This is a genomic window from Acidovorax sp. Leaf191, from assembly GCF_001424425.1.
Lineage (GTDB): Bacteria > Pseudomonadota > Gammaproteobacteria > Burkholderiales > Burkholderiaceae_C > Acidovorax.
In genome coordinates this window covers 74,332-92,625 of sequence record NZ_LMPT01000021.1, presented here as the reverse complement: position 1 = coordinate 92,625, position 18,294 = coordinate 74,332, and the positions used below count along the sequence as shown (strand labels likewise).

Genomic DNA, 18,294 nt, shown 5'->3' with positions numbered 1-18,294 from the left:
AGCCTGTCGAAGGGCTCAGCCCGAAGCATTGTTCGAGTGCAACGGGACCGGCCCCCTAAAAAAGCGATCGGGTGTGGGGGTCCGCTTCGCGCACCCGGCTCGCGCGCGGCTCCGGGGTGCCGTCCGGCACATCGCCCTCCCGCTCCAGCGTGCCCACACGCACGCCCAGCAAGCGCAGCTTCCGGTCGAGCGGCACGCGCTTGAGGCACAGGCCCGCCGTGCGGCGGATGGTGGCGGCGTCCTGGGTGTAGCGGTCCAGCGTCTGGTCGCGGGTAGCGATCTTGAAGTCGTCGTAGCGCAGCTTGATGCCGATGGTCTTGCCCACATAGCCCTTGCGCTGCAGGTCGCCCGCCACGCGCTCGCACAGGTCGGTGAAGATGGCCGACAGCTCCGCCCGGTCGCGCACGGCGTGCAGGTCGCGGTCGAACGTCGTCTCGCGGCTCATGCTCACCGGCTCGCTCTCGGTCACCACCGGGCTGTCGTCGCGGCCCCAGGCCACGCGGTGCATCCAGGCACCGCTGGACTTGCCAAAGCGCGCAATCAGCCACTGCGGGTCCTGCGCGGCCAGCTCGCCGATGGTGTGGATGCCCAGGCCCGCCAGCTTCTCGCCCGCCTTGGGGCCGATGCCGTTGATCTTGCGCACGTTCAAGGGCCAGATCTTCGTCTGCAGGTCGTCCTCGTAGACGATGGAGATGCCGTTGGGCTTGTTGAACTCGCTCGCCATCTTGGCCAGCAGCCGGTTGGGCGCCACGCCGATCGAGCAGGTGAGCCCCGTCACGTCGAAGATGCTTTTCTGGATGAGCCGCGCCAGTACGCGGCCCCCTTCGCGCTGGCCGCCGGGCACGTCGGTGAAGTCGATGTACACCTCGTCCACGCCCCGGTCCTGCATCACCGGCGCGATGTCGGTGATGGTGCTCTTGAACAGGCGCGAGAAACGCCGCACCTCGTCAAAGTCCACCGGCAGCACGATGGCCTGCGGGCACAGCCGGGCCGCCTTCATCATGCCCATGGCCGAGCCCACGCCGAACTGGCGCGCAGGGTAGGTGGCCGTGGTGATCACGCCGCGGCCCACGTAGTCCTTGAGCAGCGGGAAATCCTCCACCGGGATGAAGCGCCGCTCGCGCTCCTCGGAGCCGTCCGGGCCGCGCAGCAGCAACTCGTCCACCTTGCGCCGCCCGCCGCCGATGACCACGGGCAGCCCCTTGAGCTGCGGGTAGCGCAGCAGCTCGACCGACGCGAAGAACGCGTCCATGTCCAGGTGTGCGATGCGGCGCAGGCGGCCGCTCGATGCCGTGGCGGCAGATGGCGCGTCAGCAGATGAAGGCGCAGAGGCGTCGGGCGAAGGATCGGTCACACCCGCTATTTTGCGCGGTGTCTGCGCCGCAGGCGGGGTGCAGGCCTATCCTGCGACCCCCGCCATTCCAGCCTACCGCTTGAACAGGCCGGCGGCCGAGTTCTTCCACTTGTCCACCGCCTGCGCACCTGCGGCCAGCAAGGGCGCAGCGGCGTCCGCAGCACCAGCACCAGCACCGGCACCAGCGCTGGCGGTGGTGCCGGGCTGCGGCAGCGCAGCCGTATCGCCGCCCGCAGCCTCGTCGCCGGGCGCGGCCAGTGCTGCAGGTGCAGCGGCCAGCTGCGGCACGTCACGGCGGTAGTTGCCCGCCAGAATCTCGCGGTACTGCTCGCCGCCCGCGTACTCCTTCAGGGCCTTCAGGCGCACCGGGATGAAGGGGTGCGTGGTGCTGGAGTTTTCCATGATGGACACCAGCTGCACCAGCTTGTTGACCTCCTTGTGGGCCTCGGTCTGCGCGATGGTCTCTTCGATGTTGCGCTCGTCTTCGTAGCCCGTGACCTTGCCCGACAGCTTGGCCAGCGCGCTCAGGCCGGGTCCCAGGTTCTGCAGGCACAGCAGGCCCGCGCGGTCGCAGGTGAATTCGGCCCGGCGGTACCACTCCCAGTACGCCAGCAGCAGCGGAATGCGCAGCATGCCCACGCCGGGGATCGGCACGACCGACGCGAAGATGTCCCAGTAGCGGATCAGCATGTCGCCCAGCTGCCGGTACAGCCCGTGGGCGGCCTTGATGTGGCCCACCTCGTGGCCGATGACGAAGCACAGCTCGTCGGGCGTGAGCGCCTCCACCAGGCCGCTGTGCAGCACGATGCAGGTGCGCCGCTGGCCCGACGTATAGGCGTTGAGCTCGGGGTTGGTGGTGATGTATACATCCGGCACCTTGCACGACAGGATGGCGCAGCAGCGCTCCACCAGCGCATACAGCGAGCCATAGTTGTTGGCGTTGATGCGCACCATCTGCTCGTTGTTGTTCAGGTGCGTGATCTGCTCGGAAAAATTGGCGTCCAGCCACGACAGCAGCTGCCCCGCGCCCGGAATGCCCTTGAGCGTCGCCAGCGCCTCCTGGTCGCCCGGGTAGGTGAACGATGTGTACGAGATGTCGGTCAGGATCACCTGGCTGCTGGCATACACCAGGGCGTCGGCATGTTTGTGGGCGGGCATGGGAACGTGTGAAATGGATGGGGATGTGGATCATTCCACGCCCCAAGGCCCCACCCGGGCCCCGCGCCCCACCATCGTGTAACAAATGGCACGGCCTGGCCGCGCGCGCCCACCCGCTCGGGGCCGCCGCCTACTGCTTGGCCAGCGCCGCCTTGCGGATGCCCTGCAGCGTGCCGGTGGGCGTGATCGCCTCGGGGTCGATCAGGCAGTGCAGCACGCTGGGCAGGCCGCTCGCGCGTGCGCGGGCCAGTGCGGGGGCGAAGTCTTCGGTGCGCTCCACACGCTCGCCATGGCCGCCGAAGGCCTGGGCGTAGGCCTTGAAGTCGGGGTTCTTGAGCGCCGTGGCGCTCACGCGGCCCGGGTACTCGCGCTCCTGGTGCATGCGGATGGTGCCGTACATGGCGTTGTCCAGCAGCACCACGATGATCGGCAGGCCGTACTGCACGGCGGTCGCGAACTCCTGGCCATGCATCAGGAAGTCGCCGTCCCCCGCAAAGATCACCACCTCGCGCTGCGGCCACAGCCGCTTGCCGCCGACACCGGCGGGCAGCCCGTAGCCCATCGACCCGCTGGTGGGCGCCAGCTGGCTCGCAAACGTGGTGAAGGGCCAGAAGCGGTGGATCCAGGTCGCGAAGTTGCCGGCGCCGTTGCAGAAAATGGTGTCGGCGGGCAGCACGTCCTTGAGGTGCTGCATCACCTGCCCCATCTGCAGGTCGCCAGGGATGCGGATGGGCGTCGGGTCGCTCCAGGCCAGGTAGTCGGCATGGGCGGCTTCGGTGTGGGCCTTCCACGGCACCGGCGCCGTAGGGCGCACCGCGTTCAAGGCCGCGGCAAAGGCCTGCGGCGTGGCGTGGATGGCCTGCGTGGGGCGGTAGAGCTTGCCCAGCTCATCGGCGTCGGCATGCACATGCACGAAGGGCTGCGCGGGCGTGGGAATGTCGAACAGCTCATAGCCCTGCGACGGCACTTCGGACAGGCGCCCGCCCACCACCAGCACCAGGTCGGATGCGCGGATGCGCGCCAGCAGCTTGGGGTTCACGCCCAGGCCCAGGTCGCCGCCATAGCAGGCGTGCGTGGCGGCAAACAGCATCTGCCGGCGGAACGAGCAGTACACGGGCAGCGACCAATCTGCAGCAAAGGCCGTGAACTCACGCACCGCCTGCTCGGACCAGCGGCTGCCGCCCAGGATGGCCACGGGCTGCTTCGCCTTGCCCAGGCGCTCGGCCAGCTCGGCCATCTGCGCGGCGCCGGGGTAGGTTTCGGTGACCTGGTAGGGCAGCGCGTCGGCCACGGTGGCCGCCTCTGTCAGCATGTCTTCGGGCAGGGCCACCACCACCGGGCCGGGGCGGCCCGAGGTGGCCACGTGGAAGGCGCGCGAGATGAGTTCGGGCACGCGCGCCGGGTCGTCGATCTGCACCACCCACTTGGCCATGGTGCCGAAGACCGCGCTGTAGTCGAGCTCCTGAAACGCCTCGCGCCCCATGGCACCGCGCGCCACCTGGCCCACGAACAGGATCATGGGCGTCGAGTCCTGGTGCGCGATGTGCACGCCGGCCGACGCATTGGTCGCGCCCGGCCCGCGTGTCACGAAGCAGATGCCCGGCTGCCCCGTGAGCTTGCCCTGCGCCTCGGCCATCATGGCCGCGCCGCCTTCCTGGCGGCACACCGTCACGCCGATGTCCGCATCGTGCAGCGCATCGAGCACGGCCAGGTAGCTCTCGCCCGGCACGCAGAACAGCTGCTGCACACCGTGGGTGATGAGCTGCTGGACCAGGATCTGGCCGCCGGTGCGGCTCTGGGCGGGGCTGGAGGTGGAAGGCGTGGTCATATCAAAAGGTCCGGAACGAGAAATCAAACAAGAAAAACAGCGGGTCAACGCAGCGCCTCGCACGCACGGCGGATGCGTGCGCAGGCCTCTTGCAGATCAGCCATGCTGGCAGCGTACGAGATACGGAAATACGGCGCCAGCCCCAGCACGCTGCCCGGCACCACGGCCACGTGGAACTCGCGCAGCAGGTAGTCGCAAAAATCGGCGTCCGTGCGCAGCAGCGCGCCGCCCGGTGTGGTGCGGCCCAGCACGCCTTCGCAGCTGGCAAAGGTGTAGAACGCCCCCTCGGGCACGCGGCAGCGCAAGCCCGGCGATGCGTTGAGCGATGCCACCACCAGGTCGCGCCGCGCCTGGAACTCGCGGCAGCGCTCGGCCACGATGTCCTGCGGGCCGGTGAGCGCCGCCACCGCCGCGGCCTGGCTGATGGACGACGCGCACGACGTCGCCTGGCTCTGCACCACCGCCATGGCCGCGATCAGCGCGCGCGGACCCGCGCCGTAGCCGATGCGCCAGCCCGTCATGGCGTACGACTTGGACACGCCGTTCACCGTGAGCGTGCGGTCCCGCAGCGCAGGCAGCACCGCCACCGGCGTGGCAAACGCATGGCCGTCGTACAGGATGTGCTCGTAGATGTCGTCCGCCAGCACCCACACCTGCGGGTGGCGCAGCACCACTTCCAGGAGGGGCCGCAGTTGCTCGGCGCTGTAGGCCGTGCCGCTGGGGTTGGACGGCGAGTTGATGAACACCCAGCGCGTGCGCGGCGTGATGGCCGCATCGAGCTCTTGCGCCGTGATGCGAAAGCCGTTGTCTTCGCTGCACGGCACCACCACGGGCACGCCACCGGCGATCAGCACCATGTCGGCGTACGAGGTCCAGTACGGCGCGGGCAGGATCACCTCGTCGCCGGGGTTCAGGCTGGCCATCAGCGCGTTGTAGATGACCTGCTTGGCACCGGCGCCCACGGTGATCTCGTTCGTGGCGAAATCCAGGCCGTTGTCGCGGCGGAACTTGAGCTGGATGGCAGCCTTGAGCTCCGGCGTGCCGTCGAGCACGGTGTAGTGCGTGTCGCCCCGCGCCATGGCGCGCTGCGCAGCCTCCTGGATGTGCACGGGCGTGTCGAAGTCCGGCTCGCCCAGGCCCAGCACGATCACGGGCTGGCCCTGGCGCTTCAATTCATTGGCGGCCTGCGTGATGCGCACGATGTCCGACACACCGATGGCGCTGATGCGGTCGGCCGCGCGGAAGGCGGTGGCAGGGAGGGCTGCGGCAGGGAGGGCGGCGTTCATTGCTGGTAGGACTCCAGGGGCTTGTCGTTGGGCGTGGCGAACAGCTGGCGCAGCGTGGTGCCCAGCGGCAGGTTCAGGCTCATGTTCTTGGGCGGAATGGGGTTCACGAACCACTTGGTGTAGATTTTTTCCATCTCGCCGCTTTGCATCAGGCGCGTGAGCACGCCGTCCACCGCAGCCTTGAAGGTGGGGTCGTCCTTGCGGAACAGCAGCGCGATCGGCTCGGCGCCCAGCGGCTCACCCACGATGCGGTAGGCCGACGGGTCCTTGGAGTTGGAGATCAGGCCCGCCAGCAGGTTGTCGTCCAGCACGAAGGCATCGGCGCGGCCGGATTCGAGCAGCATGAAGCTCTCGTGGTGGTCCTTGCCCAACACCGTCTTGACGGGTGCGCCCAGTGTGCGCTCCTGCTTGCGCAGCAGCTGCACGGCTGTGGTGCCGGTGGACGCCGCGATCGTGCGGTTGCCCAACTGGCTGATGGACTTCAGGTCCGAATCCTTGCGCACCGCCATGCGCACCTCGCTCACATAGGTCGTCACCGCAAAGGCCACCTGCTGCTGGCGCGCGGTGTTGTTGGTGGTGGGGCCGCAGCCGATGTCGAGCGTGCCGTTCTGCACCAGGGGCAGCGTGTTCTGCGCGGTGACGGCCATGTATTCGAGCTTGGCGTCGGGCACGATTTCTTTCAGCACGCGTTCGCACAGCTCCACGTGGTAGCCCACGTACCTTTCATTCGCGCCCAGCGCGTAAGCCATGGGTGGCGAGGTCTCGCGCACGCCCAGCACGGCCTTGCCCGATGCCTTGATCTTCTCCAGCGTGGGGGTGGCGGGTGTCTGCGCGTGTGCGGGCGCCAAGGTGGCGAAGGCCAGGGTCAGGCCTGCGGCGAGCGCGGTGAAAGGGGTGCGGGAAGTTGCCATGGTCGTTGTCTCCGGTGGTGTTGTGGTTGGCAAAGGGAAAAAGGGAAAAGGAAAAAAGGTATTGCGGTCCCGCTTGGGGAGGCGCCCGGCTTCAGGTCTCACCCCGACCGTTCGGGCTGAGCTTGTCGAAGCCGGGCGCCGGCGCGGGGCATATCCAGGACCAAGGGTTGCGGGTTGCGGCGTGCATTCAGATCACGTTCTTTTCCAGCAGCGGCTCGTTGCGCGCAATGCGCTCGATGGACAGCGGCGACAGGTCCAGACTCTGGTAGCGCCCCGTCAGCATCAGCTCGGCCAGGCCGCGCCCCACGGCAGGGCATTGCTGCAGGCCGTGGCCCGAGAACCCGTTGGCCAGCACGAAGTTGTCGCACGCTGGATGCAGGCCCACGATGGCGTTGTGATCGAAGGTGTTCATCTCGTAGTAGCCCGCCCAGGCGCCCTGCATGCGCAGTGCCTCGAAGCCCGGAATGCGCTCGGCCAAGGTCGGCCACACGTGGTCTTCAAAAGCGTGGTGCTCAGGCTCCAGCGGCGCAAAGTCGGCATCGTCGCCAGCCTGCGGCGCAAAGCCGCAGATGAAGCCCTTGCCCTCCGGGCGCAGCCAGATGCCGCTGGTGTCGATGATCAGCGGACAGCCCGGCAGCGCCGCAGGGCTGGCCAGGTGGAACACCGTGCGGCGCTTGCCCACCACGGGCAGGTCGATGCCTGCCCAGCCTGCAATGGCCGCCGCCCAGGGGCCGCCGGCATTCACCGCATAGCTGCACGGGAGGGCATCGCCGCTTTTCAGTTGCACGCTGGTGACGTGCTGCACGCCGCCGCTGCGGGCCATCTGCAGTCCCACGGCTTCACCGGCCACGTAGCGCACGCCCTGGCTCTGCGCCTTCCTGCGCAGCGCGGTCAGCAGCAGGTAGCCGTCGAACCAGCCCTCGCCCGACAGCCCGAGCGACCCCAGCACCACGTCCTGCAGTGCCAGCCACGGAAAGCGCCCGGACAGCTGCTGCGGGCTGAGCAGCGCCACATCAGCGCCGTGCCGCTTTTGCAGCGCATGGTTCTCGCGCAGCGTGGCCTCGCCGGCCGCGGTAGCCAGGTACAGATAGCCGCCCTCGTGCAGGCCCACATCCGGCGCATCGCCGTTGCAGGCGAGCAGCGTGTTCACATGGCGCAGAAAGCCGATGCCGTAGGCCGAGATCTGAACATTGATGTCGGTAGAAAATTGCTGGCGGATGGAGCTGGCCGACAGCGCGGACGATGCGCGCGCATAGGTCGGGTCCCGCTCGACGACCACCACCGCGCAGCCCGGCTGCTGCAGCGTGAGGAAGTACGCGATGGCACTGCCGATGACGCCGCCGCCGATGATGACGAAGTGAGAGGAATCAGAGGCCATGGGTACCGTTCACACGCTACAACAGTGAGTTTGCCGATGGGGCTTCACGACTGGCGCGGCGTGGGCCAGCGGCCGCCGCGCAAGGGCCGCCCCGCCGCGCTGGCGGCGTCCCCCTTCGGGGGAAGGCGCCGCAGGCGACTCAGGGGGAACGCAAGGTCACACATCGAACGTCACACCTTGCGCCAGCGGCAGCGCCGTGGAGTAGTTGATGGTGTTGGTCGCGCGGCGCATGTAGGCCTTCCAGCTGTCCGACCCGGCCTCGCGCCCGCCACCGGTTTCCTTCTCGCCGCCGAACGCGCCACCGATCTCGGCACCGCTGGGCCCGATGTTCACATTGGCGATGCCGCAGTCCGAGCCGGCGGCCGACATGAACTGCTCGGCCTCGCGCACATTGAGCGTGAAGATCGACGACGACAGGCCGGCGCCCACCGCGTTGTTCATCGCGATGGCTTCATCGAGCGTGCTGTAGCGCACCACGTACAGGATGGGCGCAAAGGTCTCGTGCAGGGCCGGGCCTTCGTGCGCCTTCAGCTCCACCAGCGCGGGGCGCACGTAGTGCGCGTCGGCACCGCCAATGCCTTCCACGCGGCCACCGCCGTGCACCGTGGCGCCCAGTGCGCGGCTTTGCTCCAGGGCCTTTTGCATGCCGTCGAAAGCCTGGCGGTCGATCAGCGGGCCCACCAGGGTGCCGGCCGCGCGGGGGTCGCCCACCTGCACGTTGGCGTACACCTTGGCCAGCTGGGGCACCAGCTGGTCGTAGATGCTCTCGTGCACGAACAGGCGGCGCAGCGTGGTGCAGCGCTGGCCCGCCGTGCCCATGGCAGCGAACGCAATGCCGCGCAGCGCCAGGTCCAGGTCGGCCGAGGGGGCCACGATGGCGGCGTTGTTGCCGCCCAGCTCCAGAATGCCGCGTGCAAAGCGCGCCGCCAGGCGCGGCCCGACCGCGCGGCCCATGGCGGTGGAGCCCGTGGCCGACAGCACCGGCACGCGGGCATCGTCCACCAGCTCTTCGCCGATGTCGCGCTGGCCGATGAGCAGCTCCAGCAGGCCTTCGGGTGCGCCGCCACCGGCTGCGTTGAAGCGGGCCACCGCGCGCTGCGCAATGGCGTGCGTGGCCAGGGCCGTGAGGGGGGTCTTTTCAGACGGCTTCCACACCACCGAATCACCGCACACCAGCGCCAGCGCCGCATTCCAGGACCACACGGCCACCGGGAAATTGAAGGCCGAGATCACGCCGCACACCCCCAGCGGGTGCCAGGTTTCCATCATGCGATGGCCGGGGCGCTCCGTGGCAATCGTCAGGCCGTACAGCTGACGCGACAGACCCACCGCAAAGTCGCAGATGTCGATCATCTCCTGCACTTCGCCCAGGCCTTCGGACGGGATCTTGCCCGCCTCGATGGTCACGAGCAGGCCCAGGTCCGCCTTGGCGGCGCGCAGCTCTTCGCCCAGCAGGCGCACCAGCTCGCCGCGGCGGGGCGCAGGCACATCGCGCCACAGCTGGAACGCGGCGTGCGCGCGACCAATGGCGGCCGTAGCGTGGGCCGGCGAGGCCTCCGGCACCGCACCGATCGCCTCGCCCGTGATGGGCGAGCGCACCGGCAGACTGCCGCCGCTGTAGGCCGCACGCGAAACGCCCAGGCGTTGCAGCAGTTGATCGACTTCGGACACAAGGGAGGTGGCAGCAGGTGTGGCGGACATGGCGGCTCGCAAAGATCGGAACGACAAGGACAAAAAAGATGAACAGGCGCAGCCCGCAAGATGCCGCAGGTGCGCCGATGCCCGCCAATATCCGCCAATACCGCAGTGCTGGATAGCAAAAAAACGGAACTACTTGATCACATTCGAGAATGAAGTCCCTGAAAATACCAGCGCCACCGCCGCGCCACCAGCCAGCGCCAGCGGCGCGGCCAGCCCACGCCCTGCCGGCGCTCATCATTCCCCCTACGCATGACCATGCTGCGCCGCTCCTTCCTGCCCTCCACCGCCGATCTGCTGGCCTTCGAAGCCGCGGCCCGCCACCAGAGCGTGTCGCGCGCTGCCGAGGAACTGCACCTCACACAAAGCGCCGTGTCGCGCCAGATCCGGCAGCTGGAGGAGCAACTGGGCACCGCCCTCTTTCACCGCGTGCGCCAGCGCGTGGTGCTGACCGACGCCGGCCGCGTCTACGCCGCCGACGTGCAGGCCGTGCTGCAGCAACTGTCGGCCAGCACCCAGAAGGCCATGGCTTTTGCCAGCACCGACGGCCTGCTCAACCTGGCGGTGCTGCCCACCCTGGCCACCCGCTGGCTCATCCCGCGGCTGGCGGGCTTCATGGCGCTGCACCCCGAGGCCATGGTCAACTTCTCGGCCCGCACCGAGCCCTTCGACTTTGCGGGCACGCCATTCGACGCGGCCATCCACTTCGGTGCCCCGCACTGGGCCGGCGCCGTGTGCGAATACCTGATGCACGAAGAAACCGTGCCCGTTTGCAGCCCCGCCTACCGCGACCGCCATGCCATCCGCACCCCGCAGGATCTGACCCGCGTGGTGCTGCTGCAGCAAAGCACCCGCCCCACGCAGTGGGCCGAATGGTTCGACCTGGTGGGCGCCCCGGCCGCGCTGGCGCTGCGCGGGCCGCAGTCCGAGCATTTCTCCATGATCGCCCAGGCCGCCGTCTCCCACCTGGGCGCCGCGCTGCTGCCGCGGTTTCTGATCGCGCAGGAGCTGGCAGCCGGCAGCCTGGTGGAACTGTCGGACCAGGTGCTGACCAGCACCGATGCGTACTACCTGGTCTACCCGGAGGCGCGGGCGCAGACACCGCTGGTGAAGGCATTCAGGGACTGGGTGGTGGGGGAATGCGCGGGGCGGGCGCAATAGACGGGTGTTTACCCCGGCTGCTGTGATATTCGATGGATTGGCTTGCCATCTATCTCAACGATGACACCAGACATCCCAGGAAATTGACTGGCTCGCGCCGGTCCTCCATAAATGACGTCGAGCCGAAAGTCAGAGGGGGCCACTCGCCTGATGACCAGTTTTTTTATGGCCTGGCCTTCCTCGATATCTGTCAAATTGATTCGACGACCAGTGCTTGAGTAATCGCACATTATTTCAGGAATAACGTCATTTGAAATTGCCACGCCCCTCGACTTGTCCTGAAATCCTGAGACCATCGAATATAGATAGTGCTTGCGGCCATCGATATTTAACTGAGCAATTTCGACATAAGAATCCGCAAACACGAAGCATTCATGCCCAGACCTTGATTTCCAAGCAACGAAACTTACCAACAAGATCACCAACAAAGGTAAAAAAAATAATAATTTCAACATTAAACGCATTACCCCACCCTCCAATGCTCATGCCACTCAACACGGTACCAAAATTTCTTTGCAATCCCTATCTTTTCCATATGGTTAGACAACCCATCTGGCAATCGCAATTTCCGACCATTCAGAGGTATTTCGGTGATATTTTTATCATCCTGCTCATCGGCATAATCAACAAAGTCATACAGACTGCTGACACTCCAACGAGTGAAGAATAAATTCCTTTGATACGAAGTCGCCGCCATCAAGTAAAAACGGTTGTCAGTATATTTCAAGCGAACATTGATTTCTTCAGCCTTCAAAGTACCATCATTTGTGACAATGTTTCCTTGAGTGGGTTTATGCCGATTTTGCGAGCGGAGAGGATCCGCAAATTTGGAACGTTGAAATTCCACGTCAGACGTTTTAGCAATCGCAAAAAATTTATTGGTATTTTGTCTATTTGAAATATATTTCTTCAAAGCAACAATTGCATCTTGAACAATAACAGAATACCGATAGACAAATGGATTCAGTATAACCTCATGCCCGCCGCCATGAACATAATGATTGGCGAGCAGCGCCGCCTCAGAAAAACCTAGATACTTCCCACCCCACCAAAAAGCCTCATAAATATTGACTAAAAATTCTTTTTCATCATCTGTAAAACTGGAGTTTATTTTGGCTTTACAGGCAAGATAGTCAATTGTACTTTGCACCAAATCAAAACCCTCTGTGACACCGAAGACTTGAGCCTTCCCCAGATGCCAAAGCGGAGCGGTCGGTACATTCTCTCTATTTTTTAGACAGATACTTGCTTTCTGCGCGACCTGCTCAACAGTCTTTTTCTGAATTACCAACTTGAATTCCTCACGAATTTTAATACCACCATTGGCTCGTGCTGAGCCTGGGGGCGTGGATCTGCCCGCCAAATCCACGCACTGTGCATTAAATTATCATGGGAGCTCGTGCTCGCACAGCCTTTAAATCGGATATGCCTTTATCAAACAGAAAATGAAATTTTGTTATTTATCGAATCGCCAATCATCGCGGTAATGTCGAGCCAACCGTCGCGGGCGCGAGGCACGGTGTTGTGCGTTGCCGCTGGACGCTTACCAATACTGAAAGCGGAATTGACCAAAAGGAATATGAATGATGCTCCGCTGCTAACTCAGCATTGAAGGCGAAGGGTCTCAACAATAGCCCCCCCAACACCGCGATGCAATAGTGGTGCTGACGACCTTAGAGCCCGTGTAGCGCGCCACCTTTTTGACCAACACGCGCAACTTTAAGTGGCCCTGAGTTCAATCTTGCGCTCGATGACCCTCGAAACCAGGCCGTACTCGACCGCCTCCTCGGCCGACAACCAGCGGTCGCGCTCGATGTCCTCCAGCACCACGGCCAGCGGCTTGCCGGTTTCGCGCGCGATGGTGCGTGCGATGCGCTCCCGGGCCTTGACGATCTCGCGGGCCTGGATGGCGATGTCGCTGGCCGGCCCGCCCGCACCGCCACTGGGCTGGTGGATCAGAAAGCGCGTGTTGGGCAGGCAGTAGCGCCGCTCGCGGGGCACGGACAGGTACAGGTGCGTGGCGGCACTGCCCACCCAGCCGGTGCCGATCATGTTCACCGGGGCACCGATGAAGCGCACGATGTCGTGGATGGCATCGCCCGACTCCAGGTGCCCGCCTGGCGAGCTGACCAGCACGTCGATGGGGTCGGCGCTCTCGGCGTCCAGCGCGATCAGGCGGCGCGTCACATCGGCCGCGATCACATCGGTCACGGTGCCGAAGATCAGCAGGGTGCGGGCCTTGAAGGCTTTCTCCTCCAGGTAGGAGGTGCGCGGCTCGGTGGCGCTGGACGGTGCGGGGGTGTCTGGGCTGTTCACGGTGAATCCTTGTAGTGGAACTGCCTTGACGAACGGCGCGCCGGTTTCGTGACATCCGCGCGCCCAGCAGGCCTGTGGCAAGATTTGCCGATGCACGACGAATACCGGATGGCCCTGATCGACACCGACCGCAGCCGCCTGGTGCGGGCCGCCACGCGGCTGCTGGGCCCGGCAGAGGCGGAGGATGCGGTGCAGGACGCCTACATCCGCGCGCTGGAGGCCGATACGCGCGCGCTCAATACCGCCCAGGCCTGGCTGCTGACCGTGGTGCGCCACCTGGCCATCGACCGGCTGCGCAGACGCGATTGGATGCAGCAGTGGCTGGCCGAGGCAGCCACGCCACAGGCGCCCGCCGCGGCGCCGTCGGCCGAGAGCGATGCGGCGCTGGCCGAAGAAGTGGCCCACGCCTTGCGCCTGCTGGCGGCCTGCCTGAGCCCCACCGAGGGCGCTGCCGTGCTGCTGTACGAGGTGTTTGAGGCCAGCCATGCGGAGATCGCATCGGCGAGCGGCCGCACCGAAGCCGCCAGCCGGCAGCACATCCGCCGGGCACTGCACAAGCTGCGGCAGGCAGCAGGCCGTGGCGAGCACACCCCGGCGCGGGGCGACAGCGAGGGCGATGGCCACGACCCTGCGGTCCTGCGCGTCTACCTGCAGTCCCTGCAATGGCGCGACCCGCAAACCCTGTGGGCCATGGTGCGCCAGCCCCCCATCAGCGCGTCTTCGGCCATCACCCGTCCAGCCACCACCCGCATGCCAACCACGTCCTGCGGGGTGGTGCAGGTGGGCGGCCAGCTGGGCCTGGTGCTCACGCTCGACGGCGTGGCCCTGTGCGTGCTGCCGCTGGGCGTGCGCAATATCGAGTGCGATCTCCACGCCGCGCTGCAGTAGTACCAGACACAAAAAGGCCGCTGCGCCGTCCTGCAATGCAGGCCAGGCGCAGCGGCCATCTTCAAGCATCCGTCAGCGGACGGGCACAGCGGTAGCGCGCGGCCCGGCGCCGCGGCGCTTCCACAGCGCGATCAACACGTGGGCACCGATGGCCAGCGCCAGCAGTACGGCGGCCCCCAGGCCCCACAGGGCCCACGCCAGAACCGACACCGTGCCGGACAGCGCTGGAACGGCTTCCAGGGCGCCCTGGACCACCGGGCCTGCCGAGGCGATCACGGACTCCAGCTCCCGTGCCAGCTGCGGCGGCATCCACGCCCGGACCCACTCAGGCAGCAACACGGCGTTCATCGCCGACGTTCCCGCCGACAACGCCCCTGCGCTGGACACAGCCCACAGCGTCACCGCATGCACGCCCCAGCAGACCACGGACCACAGGGCCAGCAGCATGAACGACAGAAACCAGCTGATTGCGTAAAACATCGAATGCGTCCTTTCAAAACGGCAAGTGCCGAGTATGGGGACGGCAGACGGCAAGACACACCAGCTTGAACCGAACTTTGTATTCGGTTTTACCGAATCAGCGACTGCCTTTAGTTTTAGAACTGCACCATCCTTGTGACCTGCGGGTGTCGCCCAAGGACACCTGCACCGCCCGTGGCCGCTACGGGCAGGTCAAACCGCAGCCCGGTTGCGCCCCGCCGTCTTGGCACGGTACAGGCCGCCGTCTGCCGTTTCGATGAGCTGCCGCTCGCAGCCCTCCGCATAGGGCCCCGCCATCGTCGCGGCCCCGACACTCACCGTGACGCAGCCGAACGCGCTGCCGGTATGTGGCACCGCCAGCGCCTCGACCTGCCTGCGCACCACCTCGGCCACCACCAGCGCCCCGTCCAGGTCGGTGTTGGGCAGGATGATCGCCAGCTCCTCGCCCCCATAACGCGCCACCAGGTCCCCCGGGCGCTGCGCATGCTGCAACAGGCACCGGGCCACGGCCTGCAGGCAGGCATCACCCTCCACATGGCCGTAGGTGTCGTTGAATCCCTTGAAGTGGTCCACGTCGATGAGCAGCAGCGACAGCGGCGTGCCTTCGCGGCTGGCGCGCCGGCATTCGGTGTGCAGGATGTCGTCGAAACACCGGCGGTTGGCCAGGCCCGTCAACTGGTCTTGCGCAGCCAGGGCTTCGAGCTTCTGGTTCACCTGCAGCAGGTCTTCCCGGGCGGCGACCAGCGATGCCTCGGCGCGGGTGCGGCGGCGGATGTCGATCAGCAGGTGCCACCCGATGACCGTGATGCCCACCAGCAACGCACCCACCACGCCCGCCGTCAGCAGCGCCTGGCGCCACCAGCCCTCCAGGGCTTCGTCCTTGCCCACGGCCACCGTGGTGGTCAGGGGATAGCGGTCGCTCTTGCGATAAGCGTACAGCCGGTGTATGCCGTCGATGCCGGATTTGAACGACGCAGTGCCGGCGGTTGCACCCGAATAGAAGCGCTGGAAGTTGGCAGACTTGGAGAAGTCACGGCCCATGTCCTGCTCACGGTAGGGGTAGCGCACCAGCATCTGGCCGCCGGTGGTGGTGAGGCCGATGGCGCCCTCCGTGCCGACATCGACCTTGCCGAACTGCTCCAGAAAACTCTTGATGCCCAGGCTGATCACCACCACGCCCGCAAAGCGCCCGTTTGGGCCGTCGAACCGGCGGCTCACGGTGATGACCCAGTCCCCGGTGGAGCGGCTCTGGATGGGCGGGCCGATGAAGGGCTCGGGCGACGGGTTGCCACGGTGGTGCGCAAAGAATGCCCTGTCCAGGCCGCTGACCTGCGCGGGCACCTTGCCGGTGGACGTCATCAGCCAGCGGCCAGAGTCGTCATAGATGACCAGGCTGTTGAGCTGGTTGAGCAGGGGCTCCTGCCGGTCGATCAGCCGCTGCAGGCGCTGCAGGTGGCCCGGCCCGGTGCCCTCGGCCTCCAGCCGCTCGCTGAAGTCCAGCAGCAGCATGGCGCTCTGGGTGATGACGCCTTCGGTGTAGGTGTTGAGCGTCTGGGCCAGGTTCAGGTTCTGGGTGTCGGTTTCTGCCAGCGAGTGATCCCGCGCGGACCAGATCTGCCACGCCGTGGTGGAGGCGACCGACAGGTACACGGCGATCAACAACAGCGCCGCCAGGCGCACATCACGCTTCATCTTTTTGCTTCCCTCTCACATGCCGGACTTCGTCCGCGCGCTCCCCTGCCAGACCGGCAGGACCTCGCACGAGGCTACTCCTGCTGCATGACTTGTTCTCTTGTAGGCCCACCATACTATGGACAAACCGCGGCATCAATCACGGAATGAACGGGCGGATCACCCCATTGCCAGGGTCGATTCGGGCCGGTACAGGCGGGTACAGGCTATTGCAGGGGGCAGGTGCGCAGAGGGTGGGAAGACGTGGCACCACGCTGCGGCGTCTCACGGCGCCCACCCCCGTGCCATCAGGCGCGCGGCGGCCTGGCCTCGCGCACCATGAGCCAGTAGGCACGGCCCGAGACAGGCTCCACACAGGGCACCTCGCGCACGAAGCCCAGGCGTCGATAGAACGCCAGGCTGAGCGGGTTGAAGGTCTCCAGATAACAGGTGGCGCCTGCCACATCTGCGCGGGCCAAGGTCTGCGCAACCAAGCGCTGCGCCACGCCGCGGCCCCGCGCTGCGGGGCGCACCCCCAGGATCGACAGGTACCACGCAGCGTGCAGCGGGTCAGGCACCTGCGCCTCCATCGCGGCACCGATGCGCTGGTAGTTGTCAAAACCCATGGGGCCGAGGCAGCGGGCCAGGCCCTCGGTGCGCCGCGCACTGTGCACCGCCTTCTCGCTGGCGGTGGCCCGGCTGGTGGCCCACAGCGCTGCGCCGTCATCACCCGACACCATCACCTCGCCCACCGCATTGGCCTCGTCCATGGCCAGCGCAAAGTATTGCGCCAGCACGCGGTGGCGCAGTGCGGGGTCGTGTGCGCTGTCGACGGTGACGGCCTGGTAGAACGGGTCGTCCATCAGCGCGGTGGCCAGGGCGTCGCACACCGGCGATGGCTCGGGCAGCGGTGGCAGCGATGAGGACGTAGGGTGTGTGTGCATCTGCGTTGTGGTGTGTGGCAGGCCAGGGCGCGCATCGCACAGCGGCAGGCCAGGATGCGCGCGGTTGCTCGTCAGTCGGGACGCCCCGGCAGCAAGGCCGGGTCTGCGCCAGGCATAAACCGCTGCTCGGGCGGCGAGCCCGCCAGGCTCTGCGCAGGCCTTCTCAGCGTCGCATCGAACGGGTTGATCTTCGGCCCGATCGCGGCCGCCTCGCGCTTGAGCAGTTCCACCACGGTGGGCATGCGGTCGGCGTTCAGGCGGTCGGCGATGGTGCCCACGCTCAACGCCGCCACGGCGCGGCCTTCGCGATCACAGATGGGCACGGCCACACCGGCCATGCCTTCGAGCAGGCCGGTGTTGCGGCCTGCGTAGCCCTGCTGGCGCACGCGCTCGATCTCGGTACGCAAATACACCTCGTCGTACACGCCGTACTCGCGCACGCGGGACAGGTTGAATCGGATGACCTCTTCGCGCTCGGCCTCGGGCAGGAACGCGAGGATGGCCAGCGCGCCCTGCCCCACCCCCAGCGCCACGCGGCCACCGATGTCGCCGGTGAACGAGCGGATCGGGAAAGGCCCCTCGCTGCGGTCCAGGCAGATGGCGTCGAAGCCGCTGCGCGCCAGCAAAAAGATGCTGTCGCCCAGGCTGCCGCACAGCCGCAGCAATGCCGGGCGGCACAGGCTGCGCAGGTCGCCCGGGTTGCCAGCGCGCGCAGCCAGGGCGAAGAAGTCCATGCTCAGCCGGTAGAGCTTGCTGCGCTCGTCCTGCTCGACCATGCCTTCGGCCACCAGCGACTGCAGCAAACGGTGCGTGGTGCCCTGGGTGAGGCCGATGGCACGCGCCAATTGGGTGACCCGGCCGCCCTCGGCCTGCACGGCCACCAGGGCGCGGATGAGGGCAAAGACCCGGGGGACACCGCCCGTGCCTGCGGTTGCTGCTTCCATGCGTCGTTCCTGCGGAATAGATAGGTTCCATTTTACCCATCACATTCCAATGATCGGAATAATTTAAAGAAAAATTCTGATTAGTGGAATACCCGGTGCGATCTGGTTCGGTTGTTGCAATAGAGTGAACTGAAAACGCCGGGCACCCCCATCCTGAACGATCCCATGCACCGCCGCGGTGCAGCGGTGCCAAGGCACCTTGTTTGGCAAAGGCCGCCCGGCACAAAGACATCCATGCGCCGCGCCGTCAGAGCACGCGCCTGGCAAGAAACCGGAA

Annotated in this window: 16 protein-coding genes; 2 read left to right on the top strand and 14 right to left on the bottom strand. The window is 66.2% G+C overall.

Annotated features, from left to right (window positions below):
- Window positions 1-55: 55 nt before the first annotated feature.
- The 7 genes from ASG27_RS21845 to amaB form a co-directional block, all read right to left on the bottom strand.
- Window positions 56-1,252, bottom strand: coding sequence for a Y-family DNA polymerase (locus ASG27_RS21845; protein WP_056421099.1), 1,197 nt, complete (start codon window positions 1,250-1,252; stop codon window positions 56-58).
- 174 nt (window positions 1,253-1,426) lie between these two features.
- On the bottom strand, window positions 1,427-2,512 hold the full coding sequence (locus ASG27_RS21840) for a M48 family metallopeptidase (RefSeq protein WP_056420799.1): 1,086 nt from the start codon (window positions 2,510-2,512) through the stop codon (window positions 1,427-1,429).
- A gap of 130 nt (window positions 2,513-2,642) precedes the next feature.
- Window positions 2,643-4,340 (bottom strand): thiamine pyrophosphate-binding protein, encoded by a 1,698-nt coding sequence (locus ASG27_RS21835; protein WP_056420795.1) that lies wholly within the window; start codon window positions 4,338-4,340, stop codon window positions 2,643-2,645.
- A 44-nt stretch (window positions 4,341-4,384) separates the two neighbouring features.
- Entirely contained in the window at window positions 4,385-5,626 is a 1,242-nt protein-coding gene (locus ASG27_RS21830; protein WP_056420792.1) for a pyridoxal phosphate-dependent aminotransferase, read from the bottom strand.
- The gene (locus ASG27_RS21825) at window positions 5,623-6,537 is read right to left on the bottom strand and encodes an amino acid ABC transporter substrate-binding protein (RefSeq protein ID WP_056420788.1); all 915 of its coding nucleotides are present in this window, start codon (window positions 6,535-6,537) and stop codon (window positions 5,623-5,625) included. The genes ASG27_RS21830 and ASG27_RS21825 overlap by 4 nt, the downstream gene beginning before the upstream one ends.
- Before the next feature lie 187 nt (window positions 6,538-6,724).
- Complete coding sequence (locus tag ASG27_RS21820) at window positions 6,725-7,915, bottom strand: NAD(P)/FAD-dependent oxidoreductase (RefSeq protein ID WP_056420784.1); 1,191 nt, start codon at window positions 7,913-7,915, stop codon at window positions 6,725-6,727.
- A 156-nt stretch (window positions 7,916-8,071) separates the two neighbouring features.
- Window positions 8,072-9,616 (bottom strand): L-piperidine-6-carboxylate dehydrogenase, encoded by a 1,545-nt coding sequence (amaB, locus tag ASG27_RS21815; RefSeq protein WP_056420782.1) that lies wholly within the window; start codon window positions 9,614-9,616, stop codon window positions 8,072-8,074.
- Between the two features lie 255 nt (window positions 9,617-9,871).
- Here amaB and ASG27_RS21810 point away from each other — a divergent pair, with 255 nt between their 5' ends.
- Window positions 9,872-10,774 carry a LysR family transcriptional regulator gene (locus ASG27_RS21810; protein ID WP_056421098.1) on the top strand — a complete coding sequence of 301 codons (903 nt, stop codon included), beginning with the start codon at window positions 9,872-9,874 and terminating at the stop codon, window positions 10,772-10,774.
- Between the two features lie 8 nt (window positions 10,775-10,782).
- Here the strand turns inward: ASG27_RS21810 and ASG27_RS27015 are convergent, their stop codons facing one another.
- From ASG27_RS27015 to ASG27_RS21805, 3 genes are all read right to left on the bottom strand, one after another.
- Complete coding sequence (locus tag ASG27_RS27015; RefSeq protein WP_156370859.1) at window positions 10,783-11,238, bottom strand: hypothetical protein; 456 nt, start codon at window positions 11,236-11,238, stop codon at window positions 10,783-10,785.
- Window positions 11,238-12,143 carry a hypothetical protein gene (locus ASG27_RS27010; RefSeq protein ID WP_156370857.1) on the bottom strand — a complete coding sequence of 302 codons (906 nt, stop codon included), beginning with the start codon at window positions 12,141-12,143 and terminating at the stop codon, window positions 11,238-11,240. Before ASG27_RS27010 ends, ASG27_RS27015 begins: the two co-directional genes overlap by 1 nt.
- A 350-nt stretch (window positions 12,144-12,493) precedes the next feature.
- On the bottom strand, window positions 12,494-13,090 hold the full coding sequence (locus tag ASG27_RS21805) for an ATP-dependent Clp protease proteolytic subunit (RefSeq protein WP_056162054.1): 597 nt from the start codon (window positions 13,088-13,090) through the stop codon (window positions 12,494-12,496).
- Window positions 13,091-13,180: 90 nt separating this feature from the next.
- Between ASG27_RS21805 and ASG27_RS21800 the strand changes: the two genes are divergently transcribed.
- Entirely contained in the window at window positions 13,181-13,978 is a 798-nt protein-coding gene (locus ASG27_RS21800) for a sigma-70 family RNA polymerase sigma factor (protein ID WP_056420780.1), read from the top strand.
- A 72-nt stretch (window positions 13,979-14,050) separates the two neighbouring features.
- Here ASG27_RS21800 and ASG27_RS21795 read toward each other — a convergent pair whose 3' ends face one another.
- The 4 genes from ASG27_RS21795 to ASG27_RS21780 form a co-directional block, all read right to left on the bottom strand.
- Entirely contained in the window at window positions 14,051-14,458 is a 408-nt protein-coding gene (locus ASG27_RS21795; RefSeq protein WP_056420778.1) for a hypothetical protein, read from the bottom strand.
- 192 nt (window positions 14,459-14,650) lie between these two features.
- The gene (locus ASG27_RS21790; protein WP_056420776.1) at window positions 14,651-16,150 is read right to left on the bottom strand and encodes a sensor domain-containing diguanylate cyclase; all 1,500 of its coding nucleotides are present in this window, start codon (window positions 16,148-16,150) and stop codon (window positions 14,651-14,653) included.
- Between the two features lie 287 nt (window positions 16,151-16,437).
- The gene (locus ASG27_RS21785; protein WP_082486066.1) at window positions 16,438-17,073 is read right to left on the bottom strand and encodes a GNAT family N-acetyltransferase; all 636 of its coding nucleotides are present in this window, start codon (window positions 17,071-17,073) and stop codon (window positions 16,438-16,440) included.
- A gap of 71 nt (window positions 17,074-17,144) precedes the next feature.
- Window positions 17,145-18,017 carry an IclR family transcriptional regulator gene (locus ASG27_RS21780; protein WP_056162046.1) on the bottom strand — a complete coding sequence of 291 codons (873 nt, stop codon included), beginning with the start codon at window positions 18,015-18,017 and terminating at the stop codon, window positions 17,145-17,147.
- Window positions 18,018-18,294 lie beyond the last annotated feature (277 nt).

Coding starts and splice junctions, on each gene's coding strand:
- ASG27_RS21845 (WP_056421099.1), bottom strand. CDS start 1,252: ATGGACGCGTTCTTCGCGTCGGTCGAGCTGCTGCGCTACCCGCAGCTC.
- ASG27_RS21840 (WP_056420799.1), bottom strand. CDS start 2,512: ATGCCCGCCCACAAACATGCCGACGCCCTGGTGTATGCCAGCAGCCAG.
- ASG27_RS21835 (WP_056420795.1), bottom strand. CDS start 4,340: ATGACCACGCCTTCCACCTCCAGCCCCGCCCAGAGCCGCACCGGCGGC.
- ASG27_RS21830 (WP_056420792.1), bottom strand. CDS start 5,626: ATGAACGCCGCCCTCCCTGCCGCAGCCCTCCCTGCCACCGCCTTCCGC.
- ASG27_RS21825 (WP_056420788.1), bottom strand. CDS start 6,537: ATGGCAACTTCCCGCACCCCTTTCACCGCGCTCGCCGCAGGCCTGACC.
- ASG27_RS21820 (WP_056420784.1), bottom strand. CDS start 7,915: ATGGCCTCTGATTCCTCTCACTTCGTCATCATCGGCGGCGGCGTCATC.
- amaB (WP_056420782.1), bottom strand. CDS start 9,616: ATGTCCGCCACACCTGCTGCCACCTCCCTTGTGTCCGAAGTCGATCAA.
- ASG27_RS21810 (WP_056421098.1), top strand. CDS start 9,872: ATGCTGCGCCGCTCCTTCCTGCCCTCCACCGCCGATCTGCTGGCCTTC.
- ASG27_RS27015 (WP_156370859.1), bottom strand. CDS start 11,238: ATGCGTTTAATGTTGAAATTATTATTTTTTTTACCTTTGTTGGTGATC.
- ASG27_RS21800 (WP_056420780.1), top strand. CDS start 13,181: ATGCACGACGAATACCGGATGGCCCTGATCGACACCGACCGCAGCCGC.
- ASG27_RS21795 (WP_056420778.1), bottom strand. CDS start 14,458: ATGTTTTACGCAATCAGCTGGTTTCTGTCGTTCATGCTGCTGGCCCTG.
- ASG27_RS21790 (WP_056420776.1), bottom strand. CDS start 16,150: ATGAAGCGTGATGTGCGCCTGGCGGCGCTGTTGTTGATCGCCGTGTAC.
- ASG27_RS21785 (WP_082486066.1), bottom strand. CDS start 17,073: ATGCACACACACCCTACGTCCTCATCGCTGCCACCGCTGCCCGAGCCA.
- ASG27_RS21780 (WP_056162046.1), bottom strand. CDS start 18,017: ATGGAAGCAGCAACCGCAGGCACGGGCGGTGTCCCCCGGGTCTTTGCC.